The sequence below is a fragment of the Dactylosporangium sp. NPDC050588 genome (genome assembly GCF_040654975.1).
GTDB classification, from domain to species: domain Bacteria; phylum Actinomycetota; class Actinomycetes; order Mycobacteriales; family Micromonosporaceae; genus Dactylosporangium; species Dactylosporangium maewongense.
Window position 1 is genome coordinate 74,651 of the sequence record NZ_JBFAJA010000055.1, and the last position, 20,525, is coordinate 95,175.

15 protein-coding genes are annotated in these 20,525 nt (G+C 72.9%); 4 read left to right on the forward strand and 11 right to left on the reverse strand.

The genetic code is table 11. From position 1 onward, the window contains the following. Positions 1-72: 72 nt before the first annotated feature. From AB0I21_RS33855 to AB0I21_RS33885, 7 genes are all read right to left on the reverse strand, one after another. Positions 73-3,087: an AAA family ATPase gene (locus tag AB0I21_RS33855; protein ID WP_360567270.1), complete on the reverse strand. Its 3,015-nt coding sequence runs from the start codon at positions 3,085-3,087 to the stop codon at positions 73-75. A 140-nt stretch (positions 3,088-3,227) separates the two neighbouring features. Continuing rightward, positions 3,228-3,407, reverse strand: a complete 180-nt coding sequence (locus AB0I21_RS33860; protein ID WP_360567272.1) for a hypothetical protein — start codon at positions 3,405-3,407, stop codon at positions 3,228-3,230. Positions 3,408-3,520: 113 nt separating this feature from the next. Continuing rightward, positions 3,521-4,255 (reverse strand): protein DA1, encoded by a 735-nt coding sequence (locus AB0I21_RS33865; protein ID WP_344511394.1) that lies wholly within the window; start codon positions 4,253-4,255, stop codon positions 3,521-3,523. Beyond that, positions 4,240-5,235, reverse strand: a complete 996-nt coding sequence (locus tag AB0I21_RS33870) for a protein kinase (protein ID WP_360567274.1) — start codon at positions 5,233-5,235, stop codon at positions 4,240-4,242. Before AB0I21_RS33870 ends, AB0I21_RS33865 begins: the two co-directional genes overlap by 16 nt. 4 nt (positions 5,236-5,239) lie before the next feature. After that, positions 5,240-6,934, reverse strand: coding sequence for a protein phosphatase 2C domain-containing protein (locus AB0I21_RS33875; RefSeq protein ID WP_360567276.1), 1,695 nt, complete (start codon positions 6,932-6,934; stop codon positions 5,240-5,242). Then, entirely contained in the window at positions 6,931-7,641 is a 711-nt protein-coding gene (locus AB0I21_RS33880; RefSeq protein WP_344511388.1) for a VWA domain-containing protein, read from the reverse strand. Before AB0I21_RS33880 ends, AB0I21_RS33875 begins: the two co-directional genes overlap by 4 nt. A 25-nt stretch (positions 7,642-7,666) precedes the next feature. After that, entirely contained in the window at positions 7,667-10,228 is a 2,562-nt protein-coding gene (locus AB0I21_RS33885) for a hypothetical protein (protein WP_360567278.1), read from the reverse strand. Between the two features lie 118 nt (positions 10,229-10,346). On the opposite strand from AB0I21_RS33885, the gene AB0I21_RS33890 reads away from it, so the two are divergent. From AB0I21_RS33890 to AB0I21_RS33905, 4 genes are read left to right on the forward strand one after another with little or no spacing between them, the layout of a single operon-like run. Continuing rightward, the gene (locus tag AB0I21_RS33890; RefSeq protein ID WP_360567280.1) at positions 10,347-11,867 is read left to right on the forward strand and encodes a hypothetical protein; all 1,521 of its coding nucleotides are present in this window, start codon (positions 10,347-10,349) and stop codon (positions 11,865-11,867) included. After that, positions 11,864-14,116, forward strand: a complete 2,253-nt coding sequence (locus AB0I21_RS33895; RefSeq protein ID WP_360567282.1) for a hypothetical protein — start codon at positions 11,864-11,866, stop codon at positions 14,114-14,116. The genes AB0I21_RS33890 and AB0I21_RS33895 overlap by 4 nt, the downstream gene beginning before the upstream one ends. Continuing rightward, the gene (locus tag AB0I21_RS33900) at positions 14,113-14,403 is read left to right on the forward strand and encodes a hypothetical protein (protein WP_344511380.1); all 291 of its coding nucleotides are present in this window, start codon (positions 14,113-14,115) and stop codon (positions 14,401-14,403) included. The genes AB0I21_RS33895 and AB0I21_RS33900 overlap by 4 nt, the downstream gene beginning before the upstream one ends. After that, positions 14,400-15,671 (forward strand): CHAT domain-containing protein, encoded by a 1,272-nt coding sequence (locus tag AB0I21_RS33905; protein ID WP_360567284.1) that lies wholly within the window; start codon positions 14,400-14,402, stop codon positions 15,669-15,671. The genes AB0I21_RS33900 and AB0I21_RS33905 overlap by 4 nt, the downstream gene beginning before the upstream one ends. Before the next feature lie 9 nt (positions 15,672-15,680). Here AB0I21_RS33905 and AB0I21_RS33910 read toward each other — a convergent pair whose 3' ends face one another. Genes AB0I21_RS33910 through AB0I21_RS33925 form a run of 4 tightly spaced genes read right to left on the reverse strand, consistent with a single transcriptional unit; the run spans position 15,681 to position 20,360 of the window. Next, positions 15,681-17,129 (reverse strand): hypothetical protein, encoded by a 1,449-nt coding sequence (locus tag AB0I21_RS33910; RefSeq protein ID WP_360567286.1) that lies wholly within the window; start codon positions 17,127-17,129, stop codon positions 15,681-15,683. Between the two features lie 23 nt (positions 17,130-17,152). After that, positions 17,153-17,866: an SDR family NAD(P)-dependent oxidoreductase gene (locus tag AB0I21_RS33915; protein ID WP_360567288.1), complete on the reverse strand. Its 714-nt coding sequence runs from the start codon at positions 17,864-17,866 to the stop codon at positions 17,153-17,155. A gap of 56 nt (positions 17,867-17,922) precedes the next feature. Then, positions 17,923-19,080 carry a mandelate racemase/muconate lactonizing enzyme family protein gene (locus AB0I21_RS33920; protein WP_360567290.1) on the reverse strand — a complete coding sequence of 386 codons (1,158 nt, stop codon included), beginning with the start codon at positions 19,078-19,080 and terminating at the stop codon, positions 17,923-17,925. After that, a complete protein-coding gene (locus tag AB0I21_RS33925) occupies positions 19,077-20,360 on the reverse strand; it encodes an extracellular solute-binding protein (RefSeq protein ID WP_360567292.1) in 1,284 nt (427 codons plus the stop codon). The genes AB0I21_RS33920 and AB0I21_RS33925 overlap by 4 nt, the downstream gene beginning before the upstream one ends. Positions 20,361-20,525: the final 165 nt, after the last annotated feature.

Below are 20,525 nucleotides of genomic sequence, written 5' to 3' on the forward strand. Positions count from 1 at the left end.
CTACGTTGGTTCACGTATTGCGCAGGACCGCCCTTGTGGGCAAGCACTTCCGGTATCGGGCGACACCTACTCCTACGAATCGGCGAACAACTGGAGCCGTTGTGCCGCCATCGCGGCCATCTGCCGGTTCTCGACATCCGCTTTCCGAAGGATGCTGCCGACATGGACCGCCACGGTCCGCTCGGCGATACCCAGTCTCCTGGCGATCTTCCGGTTGGTGTCGCCGGCGGTCAGCAGTTCGAGCACCTCCATCTCCCGGCCGGTCAGCCCCCAGGGGACCGCCGGTCGCCGCTGCTGCGGAATGGCCGCCTGCGGCGGGACGTCGGACGTCTCGGCCGGCCGCACCGGGTCCAGCTCGACGCCGGCCGCCCCCGCCAGCTCCTCGACGGCCCGCATCAGCGGTTTCGCCGACAGCTCGCGGGCCAGCCCGTTCGCGTCGCCGGCCCAGCGGGTCACCGTCTCCTTCGGGCCGGTGCGCACCGCCGCCTCGGCCGCGCGCCACAGGGCGTAGGCGCGGTGATAGGGCCGCTCCAGCCGGGCCCAGCCGGCGGCGACCCGCTCCCACTGCCCGGCGGTGGCGGCGGACCGCGCACGGTCCAGCTCCGCCCGGCACTGCGCCGCCAGGACGTCGACCTCCGACCCCGGCTCGGCCGGCCGGGCCCGGTCGAGCAGCGGCTCCAGCGCCGCCAGCCGCCCGGCGAGCGCCTCCTGGTGCCGCTGCCGCCCCTCGCTGCGCGGCACGTCGGCGGCCGCCCGCAGCGCGCTCGCCAGGAACCGCAGCAGCGACAGCACGTGCTCCGTGCCCTTGAGCAGGTCGATCCAGCGGTCGACGGCCTCGGCCGCGGCGTCGTGCTCCCGCTGCCAGAGCGCCAGCTCGATGAGGCAGCAGGCGAGCGGGCTGAGGAACCGGGGGTCCGTGCCGGCGTCGGCCCGCAGGTCCCGGAGCAGCTCGGCGGCGCGGCCGAACCGGCCGCGGGCGACGTGGATCTCGGCGAGGGTGAGCCGCGGGTACCGGGTCTCCCGCACCGGCCGGTCGCGGATCGCGCCGGTCAGCAGCGACTCGGCCTCGTCCCACCGGCCGAGCATGACCAGCGTGGTGCTGACGTTGTTGGCCAGCACCCGGGTGCTCTTGGTCTGCAGCCCGGCCGCCTCGCAGCGGTCGAGCTCGTCCAGCGCGACCGCCGCCGACTCGGCCAGCCGGCCGGCGTGCTCCAGGGCGACGGTCAGGTTCCCGTAGGCCCGGTGCAGGTCCTCGAGCTGGCTGACCTCCTTGGCGATCGCGACGGCGGAGAGCAGGTCGGGGATGCCCTGGTCGGGCTCGTCGAGCAGGGTCAGCGCCACCCCGACGGTGTTGAGGGCGCGCCCCTCCTCGGCCCGGGCCCCCGCCTTGCGGGCGTGCCCGACGGCGGTGCGGGCCGCCGCCAGCCCGTCCCGGTAGTGCCCGGACTGCAGCTGGACGGTCGCGAGCGCGGCGAGCACGCGGGCCTTCGCCGCGCTGGGCGGCTCCAGCGGCAGGAGGGTGTCGGCCCGGCGGTAGGCGACCACCGACGCCTCGTTGTCGCCCTGCTCCCACAGGTACCGGCCGAGCCGCTCGTGCAGCTCGCCGGCGCGGACGGGCCGCTCGCCCGCGTCGACCCCGTCGATCGCGCGGCGCAGCAGCTGGAGGGCCTTGTCGAGGTCGCCGGCCCAGCGGGCGGCCTCGGCGGCGGAGGCGAGCAGCCGGTCCTCGGTCGTGCCGGCGACCGCGGCCGCGTCCGGGACCAGCTGCCAGAGCCGGTCCAGCACCCGCTCGTAGTGGCTCTGCGCGACCCGGAACGCCTGGCTGCGCTCGGCCTCCGCGGCCGCGGCGAGCGCCGCCCGCAGCGCCTGCGGCCAGCGGCGGGCCTCGAACCAGTGGTGGGCCAGCGTCGCGGCCGGGTTGCCCTCGGTGGCGAGCGACGGGTCGGCGGTGAGCGCCTCGGCGAGCAGGGTGTGCAGCTCGCGCAGGTGCCCGGGGCCGAGGTCGTCGAGGACCACCTGGCGCAGCAGCGCGTGGCGGAAGTCGTACGTCAGCCGCTGCGGGTCCAGCTGCAGGATCTGCCGGTCGTCGCAGACCCGCAGCGCGTTGTCGAGCACGCGGGGGCGCAGTTCGCAGACCGTCGCCAGCAGGTCGTAGCCGACGGGCTGGCCGGCCACGGCGTCGGCGTCGACGACGTTCCTGGCGTCCTCGCCGAGCGGGTGCAGCCGCGAGTGCAGCAGGTGCTCCAGCGAGTGCGGCAGCTGGCCCGCGGACGGGTCGGTGAGCCGGCCGTCGACGATGAGCTCCTCGGCGAAGAACGCGTTGCCGCCGGTGAGCCGGTGGTACTGCCGCACGACGGCCGGCTCGAGCTCCTCGGCGACGGACGCGCCGAGCAGCTCGCCGAGCTCGGTCTCGGTGAAGGCGGGCAGCCTGATGTGCTCGACCCGTGCGCTGAACGTGGTCTCCGCCAGCAGCGCCATCAGCCGGCTGCCCTCGATGTCCCGGCCGGGCCGGTAGCTGAAGACGAACAGCACCCGCTCGTCCGTGCGGTACTGCACCAGGTACGACACCAGGTCGAGGGTCGACGGGTCCGCCCAGTGCAGGTCCTCGAAGACGAGGATGGTGGGGCCGTTCGCGCCGAGATGGTCGAGCATGCGCAGCACCGCGCCGAAGACCCGCATCTGCGACACGGGCTCGGCGGCGGCGCCGGTCGCCGGCCCGCCGCCCGGCAGGCCGGCGATCAGCTTGGTCAGCTCGGTGTACGCCGGCCCGCCGTACTTCGTCACGTAGTCGTCGCCGTGCGCCCGCACGAGCCGCCGGATCGCGTCGACCAGCGGCGCGTAGGGCACGCCGACGCCGAGGTTGATGCACGCCCCCGACAGCACGTGCAGCCTGCCCGCCGGCCCCGCGGCGGCGACGGCCGCCGCGGTGAACTCGCTGATGAGCCGGCTCTTGCCGATGCCCGCCTCGCCGGCGATCAGGACGGTGCCGGTGCCGGCGGGACCGCCGGCGCCACGCAGGAGATGCCGGAGCCGGTCGAGCTCCGTGCGACGCCCGACGAACGCGCGGGCCGTCCGATCGCCTGCCATTGCGCCATCGTGCCTCCGCCACCGGCCGATGTCAGCCGGGCCAGTGCCGAGTTCCCCCCTCGGACGCCGCACGTCGGACCGAAGCGGTGGCGCCCGGTAGCGACACGGACGGCAGAAGCCAGGAGAACGGAGGGTGGCGATCAACCCCTGTCGTCGTTGACGGCGCTGAGCCGCTCGGCGACGATGGTGCAGAGCTCGGCCGGGTCGGCCCCGGCCGCGACGGCGGCGCCCCAGGCGGCGGCGAGCTCGCCGGCGAGCAGCCCGGCCAGCCGGCACTGCGCGGTGCAGGGCAGGCCGCCGTCGGTCTCGTTCTCACACATGTCGATCTCCGGTCGCTGCTTGTGCGCCAGGGCCGGGCGACCGGCCGAAGCTCGCTGTCCGTGTGCCCGGATCCGCTGGGTCGGGGATGGGACACACGCGTGGTCATGGCCGTTCACCGCAAGCCTCCTGTCGTCAGCAACCGGTCGAGGACGGTGGCGACGCCGTGCCGCCGCACCGCCTGGTGCACCGTGCGGAACCCGCCGCCGTAGACCGGGTCGGGGTTGGTGCTGAGCCGGCGGCGCAGCTCCAGCGCCATCGGGGTGCCGTGCCGCCGCAGCCACGCGTAGGCGAAGAGCTCGCACAGGCCCTCCTCGATCACGTCGTCGACCGGGGCCCGGCCGCGCAGCGCGAGCCAGGCGTGGCCGATCTCGTGGGCGACCGCGCGGCCGAAGTAGGTCGGCGGCAGGCCCGCGACGATGCTGATCCCGGTCACCCGTGTCCCCTCCGCTCCGCCGGTCGTCTGTTCCGTGAGCCCGAGCAGGACCCCCGTCGTCACCAGCCCGGCGGTCGCCGCGGCCTCCTCCGGGCTGACGATGCGCACCCGCACGCGGTCCGGCAGCTCCAGCCCGATGTCGGTCATCTGCCGGCGTACCGACGGCAGGTGCAGCCGGGCGTCCTGCTGGGTCTCCACCGCGTCGGCGAGGCACGTCGGGCAGCGCATCATCCCGGCGGCGAAGGGCCGCCAGCCCGGTGGCGCCGGGTCGGCGTGGGTCCGGGCGCAGAACATGCACTCGGCCAGGACCGGGTGGGCGGCGCAGGTGACCTCGCCGTGCAGCGACTGCCGGTATGCCAGCACCGGCCGGCTCCCGCAGACGGTGCACGCCGGCGCCACTACAGCGGCGTCCATCTGCCGGTCACCCTGTCCCGGATCCATCCCGTCGTCGCGGTGGTCTTCGCCGCCGGTACGACGGCCGCCGGGCGGGGCTGGGGCACCGTCCTGGCCGGGTCGGCCGCCGGCGGCGGCTTGCCGGTGAGCCGGTAGCGGAAGTAGTAGCCCCAGTCCTCGATGGGCGGCCGGCTGCCGGGCACCTCGCTGAGGGTGGCCCGCAGCAGCTGCCGGCCGTCGTCGTCGAGCGCCGCGTCGGCGCGCGCCGGGTCGCGGGTCGTGGACTGCTGGTCGCCGCTGCTGAAGACGCGCAGGACGAACAGGCCGAACTTGTAACAGTCGGACTGGGTGGTCAGCCACCCCTCCGGCGCGTCCCAGTCGGGCGCGTCGAGCTGCGCGACCTCGGCCATGGTGCCCTTCTTCCGGACGCCGTCGCAGTCGACGAGCATCACCGACGGGTGCCCGCTGAGCCGGAAGAGCTCGTTGCGGGCGTTGAGGTCGCCGAAGACCAGGTCCATGGCGTGCAGCCAGTGCAGCGCGGCGGCCAGGTCGCGGCAGATCGTCAGGCGCTGCTGCGCCGTGACGACCGGCATCCCGACCAGCGCCGCCCGTTGCGGCGGCACCAGCAGGTTCTGCACCTCCCGCGTCGACGTCTTCTTGGTGCCCGTGCCGGGCAGGGTGCGCAGCTGCATGAACGACGGGTCGATCAGCGGCATGATCACCCCGCTGACCTGACTGCCGTCCTCGACGACCCGCAGCGGCCAGGCGGTGAAGCTGTCCAGCTTGGCGCGGCCGGCCGGCTCCAGCCCGTTGCGGAACTTGACCAGCTGCCGCGGCCCCTGCCGGGCCTTGGACTCCGGCTTGTACTCCTTGTAGACCAGCGGGCCGGACGCGTCGGGGAGCCGCAGGTGCGGTGCCTCGTACACCCTGGCCTGCCCGCCCGTGCCGAGCAGCCGGCCGAGCGCGCCGAGCTGGCCCACGGTGACGACTTCGTCGGCCACCGCGTCACACGGCCCAGATCGCGACGGCGGTGCGATCGTCGTCGTGGGTCTTGCGGGCGAAGTCGACCTGCGCGGCGAACTGCAGCGGCGCCGGCGGCTCCCGCCACGCCTCGGCCAGGAACCTGCCGACGGTGCGGGTGCCGTCCTCCAGCGGGTCGCCGAGCCCGTCGCTCATGAGCACCACGACGTCGCCCTTCCGTACGGTGGTCGTGACGCACCCGCCGGCGGGTGGCCGGCTGAGCGGCAGCGCCTTCGTCACGGAGGTGGCCGCGCCCTCCCCGCTGTTCTTGGTCTCGAACATCGGCTGCCAGTGCCTGCCGTCGCGCAGCACCCACGCCGAGGAGTCCCCGACGGCGTAGAAGTACGCGTCGACCTCCGGCTCCACCGGGCGCAGGTCGATCACCCCGAACAGGGCGGTGGCGGCCAGGTGCCGGGCGATCTCGCCGGCGTCCAGCTCCCCGCCGTCCGGCGGCGGCTCGACCAGCTTGTTGCCGAGCCGGACGATCTCGTCGCTGAGCTGCGTCACGATCTCCGGCCAGTCGATCTCGGCCGGGGGCTTGCGGGTCAGCGCGAGCGAGACGAGCTCGGCGCCGAGCCGCGTGACGACGGACGCCGCCTTGTGCGACAGCTTGCTGTTGGACACCCCGTCGGAGACGACGGCCACGAGGTGGCGGCGGTCGTCGGTGCAGCGGAACGCGTAGTCGTCCTGCCGGACCGTGCCGTTGTACCGGTGGCTGAGGCCGCGCACGCTGGCCGCGCGCAGCTGCAGGACCCGGCGGTCGGTGACGTCGTGGAGGTACACGCCGTCCAGGACGGTGTCGCGCCGGTCCCACTCGGCCGGGTCGGGCCGCGGCTTCACCCTCAGCGCGGCGGCACCCGGCTCCCCGACGGAGTACGGCGTGAACCCACCGACCCAGTCAGGCTCCGGCCCCCGGCCCGGCGGCTGAGCCTGGGGTCGGACCTCGGCCCGCGGTTCGGACTGTGGCTGGGACTGGGACTGGGACTGGGACTGTGGCTGGGACTGCGGCTGGATCGGGGCCAGGGCCTTGGTCAGGACAGGCGTGTGCGCCTTCACCGGGGCCTGCGCCCGGGCGGGCCCGTGCGCCGGCACCTGGGGTGCCTGTGCCACGGTTTCCTGCTTCGTCGGCGACGGGCGGCGCGGGGCCGAGCGGCCCAGCGCGGCGTGCCCCTGGACGATGCGCCGGGCCTCGGCGACCGGATCCACCGGTGCGCCGCCCCAGTCGTGGCCCTGGTGGTACACCAGCCGGACGACGGCGAGCGGGTGCGCCGCGGTCAGCCCTTGCAGCGCCGTCTCCCACTCGTCGTCCCCGGCCTGCGGCCCGTCGGCCAGCACCAGCAGCAGCGGCGGCTGCGAGGCGAGGCCGTCGGCCTGGAAGGCGGCCAGGTCCTCCTTCATCCACCCGGCGACCTTCTGGAAGGCGGCGCCGTAGGCCCGCTCCCCCTCGACGGGGAGCGGGAGCGAGCCGCTCGCGTGCGCCGGCTCGGCCCGCAGCAGGACGCGCCGCACGGTGCGGCCGAAGCCGACGGCGGTGAGCCGGACCCGCGACCCGAGGTCCGGCTCCTTCAGCACGCCGATGAACCCCTGGACGAACGCGTCGACCGAGGCCTGCTTCGACGGGTTCGCCGGCTCGCCCGCCAGGTCCACGAGCAGGTACAGCGGCAGCAGCTCCGGGCTCATACGAAGTCGTCCGGGTCGTACTGCTTGATGCCGGCCGGCAGGCTCGACTTCGGCGGCAGGATCGTGCCGGTGCCGCCGCCGGCGAGGCTCAACCCGGACTGGATCATGCTGGAGATCAGGATCTCGGCCATGCCGGTGATCGCCTTCGCCGGGTCGTGGCCGGTCTCCATCATGTACAGCGCCATCTTCTTCGCGCCGGCCGACGGGTGGATGAGTGAGCTCATCACCTTGATGTCGGCCTGGTCGACGCCGCACGGGATGAAGTTCGGGTAGATCCGCGCGGACGTGAGGTCGGCGAACGCCCGCTCCCACACCTGCTTCTGGTCGGTGGGCTCGCCGTCGCTGATGAACCAGACCGCCGGCCGGTGCACGACGTACTGGTCGGCCTTCAGCTGCGCGACGTTGGCGTCGATCTCCCGCTGGAGGGTCTGGAACGCGGCGGCGTAGCTGGTGCCGCCGCGCACCGACAGCGCCGGCAGCGTGAGGTCGGGGTCGAGCAGGTCGCACAGCGGCAGCCGGACCTGCGCGTCGTCGGAGAAGTCGATGAGCCCGAAGCGCACCTTGTCCGACAGGATCGGGTTCTCCGACAGCGCGTCGACGATCGCCGGCATGATCTTGTTGGCCTCGTCGAGCTTGCTGCCCTGCATCGACAGCGACACGTCGACGACGAGGTAGAACGGCAGGAGCTTGGCTCCGGAGTGGTCCATGGTGTTCCTCTCGGTCGGGTTGGGATCAGGGGGCGCCGCGGTCGGCGGACAGGCCGCTCACCGCGGTCGCCAGATCGGTCACGGCCCGCGCCTGGTCCTGCAGCCGCTCCAGCTCGGCGGCCACCCTGGCGTTGCCGCCGTCGAAGCGCTGCGGCCAGATGGACGACATGTCCTGCCGGCAGAGGTTCTCGTAGTCGCGTTCGCTGCGGTTGGTGCGGATGACGGTGTCGAAGAACCGGTCGGCGGCGGCGGCGAGGATCCGGGTCATCAGCCGCACCTCGTCCAGCAGCGCGGTCTCCAGCTCGACGACGCAGTGCTCGACGACGGCGGTGAGCTCGTCGTACAGCCCGTCGACGCCGGCCGCGGCCGTCTGCTGGAACGCGGCCCGCTGCGGCACGGCCGGGTCCGGGTGCCCGAACTGCCCGACGACGCGGGACACGCGCTTGCGCGACCCGTCCGGCATCACCACCCACTGGCTGCTACCGCCGCCGGTCGGCGCGGCCTGCCGCGCCGGAGCCGCCTGGGCCGGAGCTGCCTGAGGCGGAGCGGCCTGGGCCGGAGCAGCCTGGGTCGGCGCGGCCGCGGGGCGCGGCACGGACCGCGGCGGCGGGGGCCACTGCGAGGACGGCGCCGGCGCGGACGGTGGCGCGGATGGCGGTGCGGACGGCGGCACGACGGTGTCCCAGTGCACCTCGCGGACGATCGGCTGGGTGACCCGCAGCACGACGCTGCCGTAGTCCTTCTTCAGCTCGCACATCCGGTGCAGGGCACCGGCGAGGATCCTCGCCTGCCGGTCGCCGGCGGTGGCCCGCAGGTCGTGCAGGGCGTTCGGCCCGGCCGGCACCAGCTCCGGCGTCAACCGGCCGCGCAGCACCTCCGCCACGTCGTCCCACAGCTGCTGGACCGACTCGGCCAGCGACAGGTCGATCCCGCTGAAGATCTCCCCGATCCTGGTCCGCGCCCGGTAGTACTCGTCCTGCTTGGTCTCCAGCGGCCCGTGGACGAACTGACCGTGGATCTTGGTGGTCCAGGTGGCCCGGTCGCCGTGCCCGAGCCCGCCACGCGTCCAGGCCCGCGCCTCGCCGACCGCTTCGGCGATCGCCTCCGTCAGGGTCCGGCCGGCGTCACCCGCGGCCAGCGCCGCGTCGTACCGGTCGACGAGCCGCGACAGGTCGTCGGCGAGGTCGTTGCGCAGCTCCTCGGCCAGGGTCCGGAACTCGTCCTCCCGGTTCGGCAGCAGCTGCGCCAGGTCCTGGCCGCTGCGCCGCACCTCGGCGGCGAACGCGGCGACCGCGGCGGCGGCCCCGGACGCGACCGACACCGCCGCCCGGACCACCGCGCGGTCCATCTCCGCCAGCTTCCCCGCCAGGTGCCGCAGCAGCGGCTGGAGCAGCTCCTCGACGACCTCGTCACGGACGGCGACGTCCGCGGTCAGCACCCGGATGTCGCGCTCCAGCGAGGCGTCCCGGACGCTCTTGACGGTGTTGTCGAAGTACTCGCCCTCCGGGTCGTTGGCCCGGTCGCGGTTGACGACGACCACGTAGTAGTCCTCGAGCGGCACGCCGCCGCGCGCGGAGTCGGCGAGGTTGCGGGTGTAGGAGTCCTCGGCCAGGTAGCTGGCGCCCTTGCGGTCGCCGCGCTTGACCATCACCAGCAGGTCGATCTCGTTCTTCACCTGCTGCAGGAACTGCCGGTCGATGTCCAGCCCGGCCTCGCCCGAGCCGGGCAGGTCGATCAGGCCCAGCCGCGTCGCCGTTCCGTCGAGGAAGGACTGCTCGATCCGCACGCTGCGGACCGCGTGATATGGCTGGACCTCCACCGGGTCGCCGGTCTCCTTGCGCGGATAGGCGATGTACGGCCGGAGCCGCTCGAACGGCACGGTGACCGTGCGGTCCGGTCCGAGCAGCAGCGCCTCGTAGCTGGCCAGCGACCGGTGCGCGGCGTGCAGCTTGCGCAGGTAGTCGTCGGCCTTCGCGCCGGCGGCCTCGGCGCTTCCGGCGGCCGGGTAGCGGTAGTCGCGGAAGCCGGCGATGTCCTGCGGCACCGGCCCGAGACCGGCCTGGTCGTGCAGCGGGGCGAGGTACCCGTCCCGGAACGACGCCCAGGTGTGCAGCATCAGCGTCGCCGACGGCGTGCCCTCGGTGTGGTAGATGCTGCTGGCCGCCGCCGTCGTCGGGTTGAACCGCGTCGACGGCACCACCGTGTCCGGCAGGTTCGTGATCGTGCGCAGCAGCGTGCTCTTGCCGACCTTCGTCGCGCCGATCACGCCGATGTTGACGGTCTCCCGCCGCACCCGGGCGGCCGCCGCGTCGATCTGCCGGCCCGCGTCCGTGATCCGCCCGCCCGTGCCGGCGAGCGCGCGCCCCTGCTGGAGCAGCCCGCCGACCTCGGCGATGATCCGCGCCCGCTCCGCGACGTCCTGCTCCCGCCGGACCGCCTGGTCGGCCGCCTCCAGCAGCCCGACGAGGCGGTCGAGCCCGCCGGTCATCGCCGCCCAGCCGGCGCTGAGCCGGTCGACGAACGCCCGCTGGCCGCGCCGCCCGTTCAGCGCCTCATTGATCCGAAGGTGGATGTCGGTCTCGGCCACGCCCCAGCTCCTTCACTCGTCGCTCAAGGCTCACTTGACGGACAGCGCGGCGGTGGCCGCTGTCCGTCAGAAGCCGCGTGCGAGTGAACGCCCGACATCCCGATGGAGGCTGAGTGACGTGTCCATGCTTGGACAGCGGCGCGCGCGTGGCGACGACACGGTGTACGTCCGAGCGACGCCGCAGAAGGTCGAGCTGACCGAGACCTACGCCGTCGATCAGGAGATCTCACGCAACCCCACGATCGAACAGGTCGGCGACGGCGCCGGCCGGATCGAGGCCACCGTCCCGTACGACGGGTACGAGTTCTTCACCCGGCAGGCCGTCGCCGACGTGGAGCGGGCGCTCGGCGCGCGCGGCGCCCATGGCGAGCGCCGGGCCACCATCGGGCACCTGCTGCTCGCCGACCACACGAACACGTCGGGCCTGCGCAACGTCATGCGGCCGCACGGCCAGGCCGGCCTCGTCCCGCTGAGCATCCCGGTGGCGGACCGCGACGGGACGCTCGACCTGAGCGGCGGCCGGCAGGCGAGCGTCGTCACGCTCGACTACCAGCCGGAGAACCCGCCGGTGTACCCGGTGTCGCTGACGGTCGAGCTGGACGACCTGGACACCCTGACCGGCACGTTCGACACCATGCAGACGCTGATGACCCGCGGGCGGGAGAACCCGTCACTGGTCATCGAGCGGCTCCAGCAGGAGGCCAGCTTCTCCAGCGCGCTGCTGCTGACGTTCCGGGTCAAGATCGCGATCCCGGTCAAGGCCGGCTACCCCGCGCTGCGGCCCTCGGTCACCGACATGTCGGTGGAGTGGCCGACGCTCACCTCGATGCGCAGCACCGAGCTGTACATCGAGAACTTCGGCGGGCAGCCCGACCAGCGGATCCGCCGGGCGCCCGTGCGGTACAACCCGGTGAAGGGCCGGCTGGAGTGGAAGGCCGTCCCGATGCGTGAGGTGAAGGAGGGCGGGCCGGGCAACGGCGCCGGCACCCGGGTCTTCCTCAGCGCGAGCTGCCTGCTGAAGATCGGGCACCCCGGCGAGCTGTTCGACCAGGACCAGCTCGAGGTGACCGCCCGGGTGCGGGTGCCGGACTACCTGCTGTCCGGGATGGAGGCCCGCCTCTACGACGCGACCGGGCACCCGCAGCGCACACAGCCGAAGCTGGCCACGAAGCTGAACGTCCGCACCATGGTCTACCCGGCCGACATCTTCGCCGGGCGGGCGTTCTCGCCTTACCACCAGTTCGTCGTCGACGACATCCTCCCCGACGAGAAGCGGATCACCGACGTCGTCACGGTGCTGCGCAACTCGAGGTTCACGGTCGACGAGCCACGGCCGAAGGATCCGCAGGACCCGCTCGCCCCGACGTGGCTGGTGGTGGCGCACCGCAGCCAGGGGCCGGACAGCCTGGACCTCCTGGTCGCCGTCGAGGGCGAACGCACCACCCAGGGTCACAAGCAGCTCCTGCGCTCGGACTACGAGGTCAGCGGGATCAGGGACAGCGGCCGGCTCAAGGTGTCCGTCATGGCGACGCTGCCGCGGGACCACCGGGAGCTCACCCGTGAGATCAACGCATTCCAGAGCAAGCTGCGCGAGCGCTACCACTCGCACCAACTGTCCAGGAAGTCGGCGGGATCATGACTGAAGAACTGGTGGACCGCGCGCCGAGGGTGCGCTGTTACGAGTGCGGGTCCGACCGCGTCTTCGCGGTGTGTCACCACTGCCAGCGGCCGATGTGCGACCACCACAGCCCGCTCGCCTACCGGCAGGGCGGCACGCTGGTCCGGATGCCTGGCGGGTCGGCCGAGGAGGCGCGCCCGGCCAGCAAGGAGCTCGCCGGCCTGCACCTGGGCGGCCTGCGGGAGGCCGTCTACCACTGCAAGGACCACGTGCACATGGTCCGCGGCAGCCTGATGCCCTGGGTGTACGGCGGCGCCGGCGCCGCGGTGCTCGGGCTGCTCCTGCTGTGCGTCGCCGCGAAGTTCGGCCTGTTCCTCATCCTGACCGGCGGGCTGGTCGGCGGCGGTGCCTGGCTGCTCGACCGGGCCATGGCCACGCGGATCGTGCGCCCGCCGCTGCCGCTCGTCCCGCAGGTGAACACCGTCGAGCTGCTCGAGCGGCTCTCCGGGTACGTCCGGCTCGAGGACGGCGAGTACACGAGCACCGTCGAGTCCCTCACCGGGCAGCTGACGGCCGAGATGTCGGCCAACGAGGGCCACGCCGCGCTCCGCGCCTACCGCAGGAAGTTCGGGGTGCCGGCCGCCGAGCCGGTGCCGTTCTCCGGCGGGTACCTGATGCTGCAGGGCAACGTCGGCCTGGCGTTCCGGGCCGGGCAGGCGCCGGTGCTCAGCGGCGGCACCGGCGTCTCGATCGGCGGCGAGTCCGCCGACGAGCACGAGCTGTTCCCCGCCGACCCGCAGCTGCCGCAGCGCGAGAGCACCCTCGCGATCGACTACGAGGTGCAGGACCGCCGCAGCCCGCGCGAGATTCCACTGTGGATCGTGCCGTCGCTGGTGCCGGCCTCGGACCGGCGGGCGCTGGAGATCGACCTGCACTGGAACCGGCTCGGCCCCGAGCGGGAGCAGCGGCTCAGCCTCGCCGTGTTCGACCTCATCGAGCTGGAGGTGCCGGCCAGCTGGGGCACCGTGGAGAGCTCCGCACCCGGCCAGGTGGCGATCGGGCGGTCCGGCGGGCGGCGGACGATCCGCTGGAAGCAGCTGCCGCCGCCGCGGCCCGGGGCGCGCAGTCTCACCCTGCAGCTGCGGTTCGAGCGGCCCATCACGGAGGTGCCGGAGTCGACGGACCCGGACGACGACGGCAGCCGCAGCCGGCTCACGCTCTCCGGGAAGGTGGAGGCCACCTTCGAGGGGCTGCTGTCCGGGGTGACCGGCGTCGGCGTCTACCTGCCCGGCGGCGGGCCCGGCCACTCGCCGCGGCCGAAGACGCAGACGAAGGTGGCGGTGACCTTCGACGCCAGCCTCCGCTCGATCCGCTACCAGGACGACCGGGTCGTGCCGGACGAGAACCACGAGAGCGACCTCGCGCAGGGCCGGCACCGGGCGGACGAGTTCCACGGGGTGCTGCCCGACTCGCGGACCGTCGCGGAGCTGACCAACGCGATCAGCTCCGACGGCTACTACGTGAAGAGCGTCGTGGAGCACCCGCCGTTCCGCGACGACGTCCGGATGGGTGTGGTGAACCGGGTCTGGGACATCGCCGGGCGGATGTACGTCGGGCTCTTCCCGATGGACTTCGACATCAACCTGCGCGGCGACGAGATGGCCGTGCAGGACGGGTTCACCGGCAACACGGTCGTGCAGGTGACGGTCAAGGGCGCGTACGCCAAGGGGACCCTGGTCGACAGCCGGGAGTCCTCCGACACGACCGGCGCCGTCATGGACCTCGCGGACGCGACGGTCGAGACGGACCTGCAGGGCGACGAGCTGCTCCGGCGGATCGAGGACACCTGGGTCAGCCTGCACACCAGGGTCACGGACCTGCTGGCCGCCCGGGCCGAGCGGACCGTCCGGCGGCACGCGCTGCCCGGGGCGGCGGAGAAGATCCACCACGGCGAGCTGGTCGACACCGTCCCGGAGCACGCCGTGCGGGCCGACCCGTTGCCCGCCGTGTCCGCGACGGCCGTGCCCATGCAGACCGGGCCCACGCAGACCGGGTCCATGCCCACCGTGCCCGTGCCGGCGGCGCCTGTCACGCCGGTGCCTGTCGCGTCGAACGGCGGGCCGGCGCCGGGAGACCGGCGCGCCGAGCTCGTCCGGCAGCGGGAGGCCGCGGACGACGCGGTGATCAACGGCCGGATCAACGAGGACACGCACGGCCGGATCGTCGCCCGGATCGAATCGGAGCTCAGCAGGCTGGAGGCGTCACGATGAACATCAAGTGCGGGGTCAACGGCGAGGGGCGCGACGTCCACCAGATCTTCGTGTGCCACCACTGCGGCATGCCGGTGTGCGAGGAGCACGGCTGGGTCGTCGCGGCCGACGACGCGTTCGCCGAGTTCACCCACGTGCTGTCGGTGCTGCCGGACGTGCCGCCACCGGCGACGGGGCTGACGGTGCCGCGGCCCGCCATGCACTGCCGCGACTGCGTGGACAGGTTCCACAAGGGCACGGTGAAGCGGCACGGCTGGGCCGACCCCCGACCGGTCGTCCGGCCATGATCGAGGTCTCCGTCACGCCCGGCGACGTCGTCGCCGGGCGCGCGACGCCGCTGTCGATCCGCTTCGCGAACACCGGCCGCGGCTCGTGCTTCAACGTCGTGTTCAAGCTGCGGCTGCCGACCGGGGTCGTGCTGATGAGCGGCTCCGGCCAGGTCGAGATCCCGGCGATCCGGGCCGGCCAGACCCACACGCACACGGTCACCGTCGCCGCCCGGCGGGTCGGCGCGTTCGAGCTGACCAGCACCAACTTCTCCTACCGCGACGAGAACGACAGCCCGGTGCGGGTCAACGACTTCCGCGCCGGCCTGACCGCGACGGCCGCGCCGGCGCCGGAGCGCCGCAAGCAGCCCTCCGGCCGTCTCCGCGTCGAGTGCGAGGACCGCGAGCTCGACCTCGGCGCGTGGGACGAGCTGTCGGTCAGGGTCACCAACACCACCGGCGTGCCGCTCGACGACGTCATCGTCGACGTCGTCGGCCCCTTCTCCGGCGACGGCAAGCGGTCCCGGATCGCCGTCCTGGCCGACGGCGCGACCGCGAGATGCACCTTCGCGGTGAACGCGGCCCAGGGCGGGCGGCACGTGCCGGTCACCGTCAGCACCACGTACGGCTACCGGGACCTGGGCGGGGACCTCCGCACGGCCCGGCAGGAGGACCACGCGACCGTCGTCGTGCGGGCGGTCGAGCCGCGGCAGGAGTCCCCGTCGGTGCAGACCGTCCTGTACCTGGCGGCCAGCCCGCGCAACCTGCCGCAGCTGCGGTCGGACCTGGAGATGCGCAAGGTCAAGGAGCGGCTCCAGCTGAGCCGGCACCGGGACCAGTACCGCATCGAGCCCTTCCTCGCCGCCCGCTTCGACGACATCAGCCAGGCCCTCGTCGACTACGAGCCGCAGATCGTGCACTTCTCCGGCCACGGCGACAGCGACGGCAACCTGTGCGTCGAGGACGAGACCGGCAACAGCACCAAGGTCACCCCGGAGGGGCTCGCCGGGCTGTTCGGCCAGCACAGCTCGACGATCCGCTGCGTCGTGCTCAACGCCTGCTACTCGCAGCGGCTCGCCGAGGCGCTGACGGCGCGGATCGACCACGTCGTCGGCATGCGCTACCGCATCGGCGACGAGGCGGCGATCGAGTTCAGCGTCGGCTTCTACCTCGGGCTGTTCGCCGGCTGGGCGGTGCCGGACGCGTTCGCCCGCGGCCGGACGCACCTGCTCGCCCGGCCGGCGCTGTACCGCGAGCACGACTCGCCGCTGCTGTTCCCGCCCGCATGACCAGCGGTTTCAGACCTTCTCGATCCAGAACTGGATGGACTTCGGCGGCAGGGTCAGCGCCAGGACCGGGCCGGTCTTGTCGCCGAGGCCGCTGTTGTACTGCGACGGCGTGTACTGCTGCCCGTGGAAGGCTCGCGTCGAGCCGGTGTCCACGGTGTACGAGACGGATGCGGTGCCCCGGTTGGTGAAGGCGAAGACCAGCTTGCCCTGCGGCGTCTTCCAGGCCATGATCCGCTGGTCCTGGCGCACGGTGCCCTCGTCGACGTGGTGGCGCACGGAGTTCCACGGCAGGTACTGCACGAAGCCGGCGACGGCGTGCCAGTTCTGGCGGTTGTAGTCCCAGTGCCCCTTGGCGATGTTGGCGTACTTCGTGAAGTCGTTGTCGTCGTACGGGCGCCAGAAGCCGAGCGAGTAGCCGGCGGCCTCCGTGTTGTACGTGGGCTTGAGCGCGTGCAGCCAGAACCAGGTCGGCGAGTTCTGGAACGTCATCCAGTTCATGATGGACTGCGCGGTGTTGATCATCCGCCAGTCGCTGGTGCCGCCGGACAGGTACTCGAACTCGTTGTTGTAGACCACCTTCCCGGCCGCGTTGCCGGTGAACGCGCCGGCGGTCAGCTGCTCGTTGCTGTCGGCGCCGATCCGGTGCCAGCTCCAACCGTCCACATAGGACAGCGCGGTGGCGTCGGCGCGGATGAGCGCGCCGCCGCGGCCGTTCTGCCCGGCGTTGGAGTCGGCGTGGATGTGGATGTCGGGCCGGCTCGCCCGGATCTTCCCGGCCGCGACCTTGAACGCGGCGTAGTACTGCTCGTTGGAGTAGCCGCACGCGGAGTACGCCAGGTTGGTCAGGTGCGGCTCGTTCTGCAGCCCCCACATCTTCACCGGGATCCCGTTGGCCTCCAGGTACTCGATGTCACGCACGAGCGCGTCACCGAACTGGTCCAGCGCCGCCGGCGTGGTCGAGGCGAGCGTGCCGCCGATGTAGCTGTTCGTGGACTTCCAGGCGGGCGCCGGCGACCAGTACTCGGCCGCCACGCCCTCGATCCCGGACTGCTGGATCAGCTCGCGGATCTCGGCCATCTGCTCGGGCCACCGGCCGACGATGTTCTTCCGGTCGGCGGTCAGGCCGCGCAGGTACAGGCCGAGGGCGAGCCGGCAGTAGCGGAACCCCCGGTCGGGGCGGACCTTCAGCATGTCCCGGTAGAGCCGGGTGCGCTCCTCGGCGATCAGGTCGTGCGGCACCGACGTGGTCGCCTCGGGCAGCCCGTTGTTGCCGGAACCGATCGAGTCGAACTGCAGCTCGACGCCGAGCCCCCAGATCGTCTGGCGGGGCTGGTCGTGGCGGATGACGTAGTCGGCGGCGGCCGCGGACGCGGGTGCGGTGCGGGCGGCGGTGCCGAGGACGGCCCCGGCGCCGGCCGATGCGGCCAGGCCGAGGGTGGAGCGGCGGGTGAGTGCCATGGCGGTGGAACTCCTCTCGGATCTCACAGTGGTGGAAGACCTAAGGCGGCGCGTGGGGCGGCCCGCAGCAGGCTGGCCGCCTGCACGGCCGACGCGCCGCCGTCGAGCACGATCTCGGTCGCCGTCAGCAGGGCCGCGGCGGGAGAGACCACAAAGGACACCGCGGCGGCGACGTCCTCGGGGGTGCCGAGCCGGCCGAGGTGCGCCTCGCGCTGGCGGGCCTCGTCCTCGGGACCACCCAGTCGTGCGGTGGTCGCCGGTGTACGGATCCAGCCCGGTGAGACGGTCACGGCCCGGATGCCGTGCGCGGCGTAGTCCACGGCGAGCTGGCGGGTGAACGCCACCAGTCCGGCCTTCGCGGCGGCGTACGCCGGCAGACCAGGAGCGACGGTGTGCCCGAGCACGGATCCGATGGTGACGATCACGCCCTCGCCGGCGGCCGTCATGCCGGGCAGCACCTGGCGGGCGCACAGGAACGCGGAGGTGAGGTTGGCGTCGATGATCCGGTGCCAGTCGGCCGGCTCGGTGCGGTGGACGGGCGCGCCCTCGGTGAGCCCCGCACACGTGACGAGCACGCCGACGGTCCCGATCGCGGCGAAGAGCCGCTCGACCGCGCCGGCGTCGGTGAGGTCCGCCTCCTGCCGGTCGATGCCCACGACGTCGTGGCCGTCCGCCTGCAACCGGGCGGCCACGGCCGACCCGATGCCGCCCGCCGCCCCCGTCACGACCGTTCTCATGCTCTGAACACCCCTCTCATGCCCTGAACACCTCTCTCACGCTCTGAACACCTCTCTCACGCTCTGAACACCTCGTATCTCGCGATGAGCGACTCGTCGAGCGTGACGCCGAGGCCGGGGCCCTCCGGCACCGCCAGCGCACCGTCCACAAGGGACGGCTTGGTGACCGGGAGGTCGTCGCGCAGCGGGTTCGGCAGCCGGTTGTACTCGTAGATCGGCACGTTGGGGGTCGCGGCGGCGAACTGCAGCGCCGCGGCGAGCCCGACCGCCGAGCCGACCCCGTGCGGGGAGACGGTGACGTGGAAGGCGTCGCACAGCGCCGCGATCCGCCGCGCCTCGGTGATGCCGCCGGCCCGCGCCAGGTTGGGCATGACCACGTCGACGGCGCGGGCGAGCAGGAAGTCGCGGTACCCGTACCGGCTGAACTCGCTCTCACCGGTCACCACCGGGATCCGGACGGCGGCGCGCACCTCGGCGAGCCCGGCGACGTCGTCCGTGGCCAGAGGTTCTTCCAGCCACCGCACGCCGAGGCCGTCGAGCGCCTGGCCGAGCCGGATCGCGGTCTTCACGTCGTAGGCGCAGTTGAGGTCGACGTGCAGCGCGGCCCGGCCGGCGAGGGCGTCGACGACCGCCGACGCGTGGGCGAGGTCGGTGGCCTCGCCGCGCCCGAGCTTGAGCTTCATCGCGCGGAAGCCCTGGTCGAGGAACGCGTGGGCGCGCTCGGCCGACTCGGCCGCGTCCGGCAGGAACGGGATCGGGCTGGCGTAGACCGGGACCGTGTCGCGGACCGGCCCGCCGAGCAGCCGGTGGACCGGCAGCCCGGCGGCCTTGCCGCGCAGGTCCCACAGCGCCAGGTCGACGCCGCTGATCGCCTCCAGGTAGAACCCGCCGGTCCGGCCGGCGCCGGACTGCGCGCCGAACATCAGCTCCCACAGCGCCTCCGACGCGCCCGCGTCGCGCCCGACCAGCATCGGGGCGAGCAGCGTGCCGACGATCGTCGCGGTCACCCGCGGCTCGGGCAGGCCGTAACACTCGCCGATCCCCTCGATGCCGTCGACCGTCCGGATCCGCACGAGGGTGGTGTACTGGCCGAGCCGCGGCAGGACCCGGTGGCTCGACGCGGGGGTCGTGAGCCAGTCCGGGACGGTGTCGTAGAGGTCGGCGAACGGCGCGGCGAGCGCGATGGCCTCGACGGAGGCGATGGTGAGACTCATTTGATGAGGGCGTTCATCCGGTCACGGGCAGCCATGAGCGCGTCCTTCGGGGTCTTCTTGCCGATGAGGATGGCCTGGACCTCTTCGGCCAGGACCTTCTCCATCTGGGAGAACTGCGGGTAGATCCAGAACGGGCTGGCGCTGGAGTTGACGCCGATCTGGCTGGTGAAGTCGGTGGCGAACTTGTCGTTCTTCACCTCGGTGGCGGCCTGCCCCGCGTTGGTGGTCGGCGGGAGGCCCGCCTTGGTGAACCATGGGATCGAGTAGCCGGTGTCGGTGGTGATGGTCTTCGCGAAGTTCGCGGCCGCGGCCGCGCCGGCGCCGTTGACCACCACGATGATCTGCCCCCACGCGAGGTGCCGCGGCTTGTCGCCCTGCTTGGCGACCGGCCGGGCGACGGGGACCATCTTCGTGCCGAGGTCCTTGTCGGGTGAGGATTTCGTGACGGCGGCGCGGCCGCCGATGGCGTCCTCGTAGAAGGCGGTCTTGCCCTGGGACATCAGCGCGCGGGCGTCGACGCGGTTGACGTCGGGGGCGATGAGCTTCTGGTCGTAGAGCTTCTTGTACCAGGTGAGCGCCTCGATCGACGGGTCGTCGCCGATGACGATCCGGTCGTTCTCGACGATCGGCGACCCGAACTCCCACAGCCACGGGATGATGTCCTTGAGCTGGTCGACCTTCGTCATCCCGGCCCACGGCACCACCCCGCCGCCGAGGCCCTTGACGGCGGTGAGTGCCGCCTCGAACTCGGCGACCGTCTTCGGGGCGCTCGTGACGCCGGCCTTCGTCAGCAGCTCGGTGTTGCTGATCAGGCCGATGCCGGCGGTGGTCCACGGCAGGCCGTACTGCACGCCCTTGGACTGGCCGAGCGCGAGCGGGGCGGCCGCGTAGTCCTGGCCGGCGGCGACGCTCTTGAGGTCCAGGAGCTTGCCGGTGGCGGCGAGGGTGGCGAGCCAGGCGACGTCGAGCTGGACCGCGCCGGTCAGCTGCCCGCCCTGCACCTGCAGCAGGACCTGGTTGAGGTAGTCGTTGTACGGGTAGGACGGCGTGCTGATCTTCGTCCCGGCGTTCGCGGCGGCGTACCTGTCGATCGCCGCCTGCAAGGGCTCCTTCGTCACGGCCTCGTTGTAGGCCCAGCTGGTCAGGGGGAACTCTTTGACGCCGTCGTCCTTGAGGCCTTCGGTGCCGGCGGGCTTCGGGGTGCTGGTCGATGGGGCGCAGGCGGCGAGGACGGTGCCGAACGCGCCGAGCTTGAGTATGTTGCGGCGGCTGAGGGACATGGGTGTGCTCCTGGGCTGGGGCGGGGTGTTCAGCGGGAGGGGTTGTTCAGCGGCGGGGGTGTCCAGCGGCGGGGTGTTCAGCCCTTCACGGCGCCGGCGGTGAGGCCGGCGACCAGATAGCGCTGGAGGATGGTGAAGCCGATGACGACGGGGAGGGACACGACC

What these genes read in the sequence shown, in the direction of transcription:
- AB0I21_RS33855 (WP_360567270.1), bottom strand. Translation starts at nt 3,087, where the DNA reads ATGGCAGGCGATCGGACGGCCCGCGCGTTCGTCGGGCGTCGCACGGAG.
- AB0I21_RS33860 (WP_360567272.1), bottom strand. Translation starts at nt 3,407, where the DNA reads ATGTGTGAGAACGAGACCGACGGCGGCCTGCCCTGCACCGCGCAGTGC.
- AB0I21_RS33865 (WP_344511394.1), bottom strand. Translation starts at nt 4,255, where the DNA reads ATGGACGCCGCTGTAGTGGCGCCGGCGTGCACCGTCTGCGGGAGCCGG.
- AB0I21_RS33875 (WP_360567276.1), bottom strand. Translation starts at nt 6,934, where the DNA reads ATGAGCCCGGAGCTGCTGCCGCTGTACCTGCTCGTGGACCTGGCGGGC.
- AB0I21_RS33880 (WP_344511388.1), bottom strand. Translation starts at nt 7,641, where the DNA reads ATGGACCACTCCGGAGCCAAGCTCCTGCCGTTCTACCTCGTCGTCGAC.
- AB0I21_RS33895 (WP_360567282.1), top strand. Translation starts at nt 11,864, where the DNA reads ATGACTGAAGAACTGGTGGACCGCGCGCCGAGGGTGCGCTGTTACGAG.
- AB0I21_RS33900 (WP_344511380.1), top strand. Translation starts at nt 14,113, where the DNA reads ATGAACATCAAGTGCGGGGTCAACGGCGAGGGGCGCGACGTCCACCAG.
- AB0I21_RS33905 (WP_360567284.1), top strand. Translation starts at nt 14,400, where the DNA reads ATGATCGAGGTCTCCGTCACGCCCGGCGACGTCGTCGCCGGGCGCGCG.
- AB0I21_RS33910 (WP_360567286.1), bottom strand. Translation starts at nt 17,129, where the DNA reads ATGGCACTCACCCGCCGCTCCACCCTCGGCCTGGCCGCATCGGCCGGC.
- AB0I21_RS33915 (WP_360567288.1), bottom strand. Translation starts at nt 17,866, where the DNA reads ATGAGAACGGTCGTGACGGGGGCGGCGGGCGGCATCGGGTCGGCCGTG.
- AB0I21_RS33920 (WP_360567290.1), bottom strand. Translation starts at nt 19,080, where the DNA reads ATGAGTCTCACCATCGCCTCCGTCGAGGCCATCGCGCTCGCCGCGCCG.
- AB0I21_RS33925 (WP_360567292.1), bottom strand. Translation starts at nt 20,360, where the DNA reads ATGTCCCTCAGCCGCCGCAACATACTCAAGCTCGGCGCGTTCGGCACC.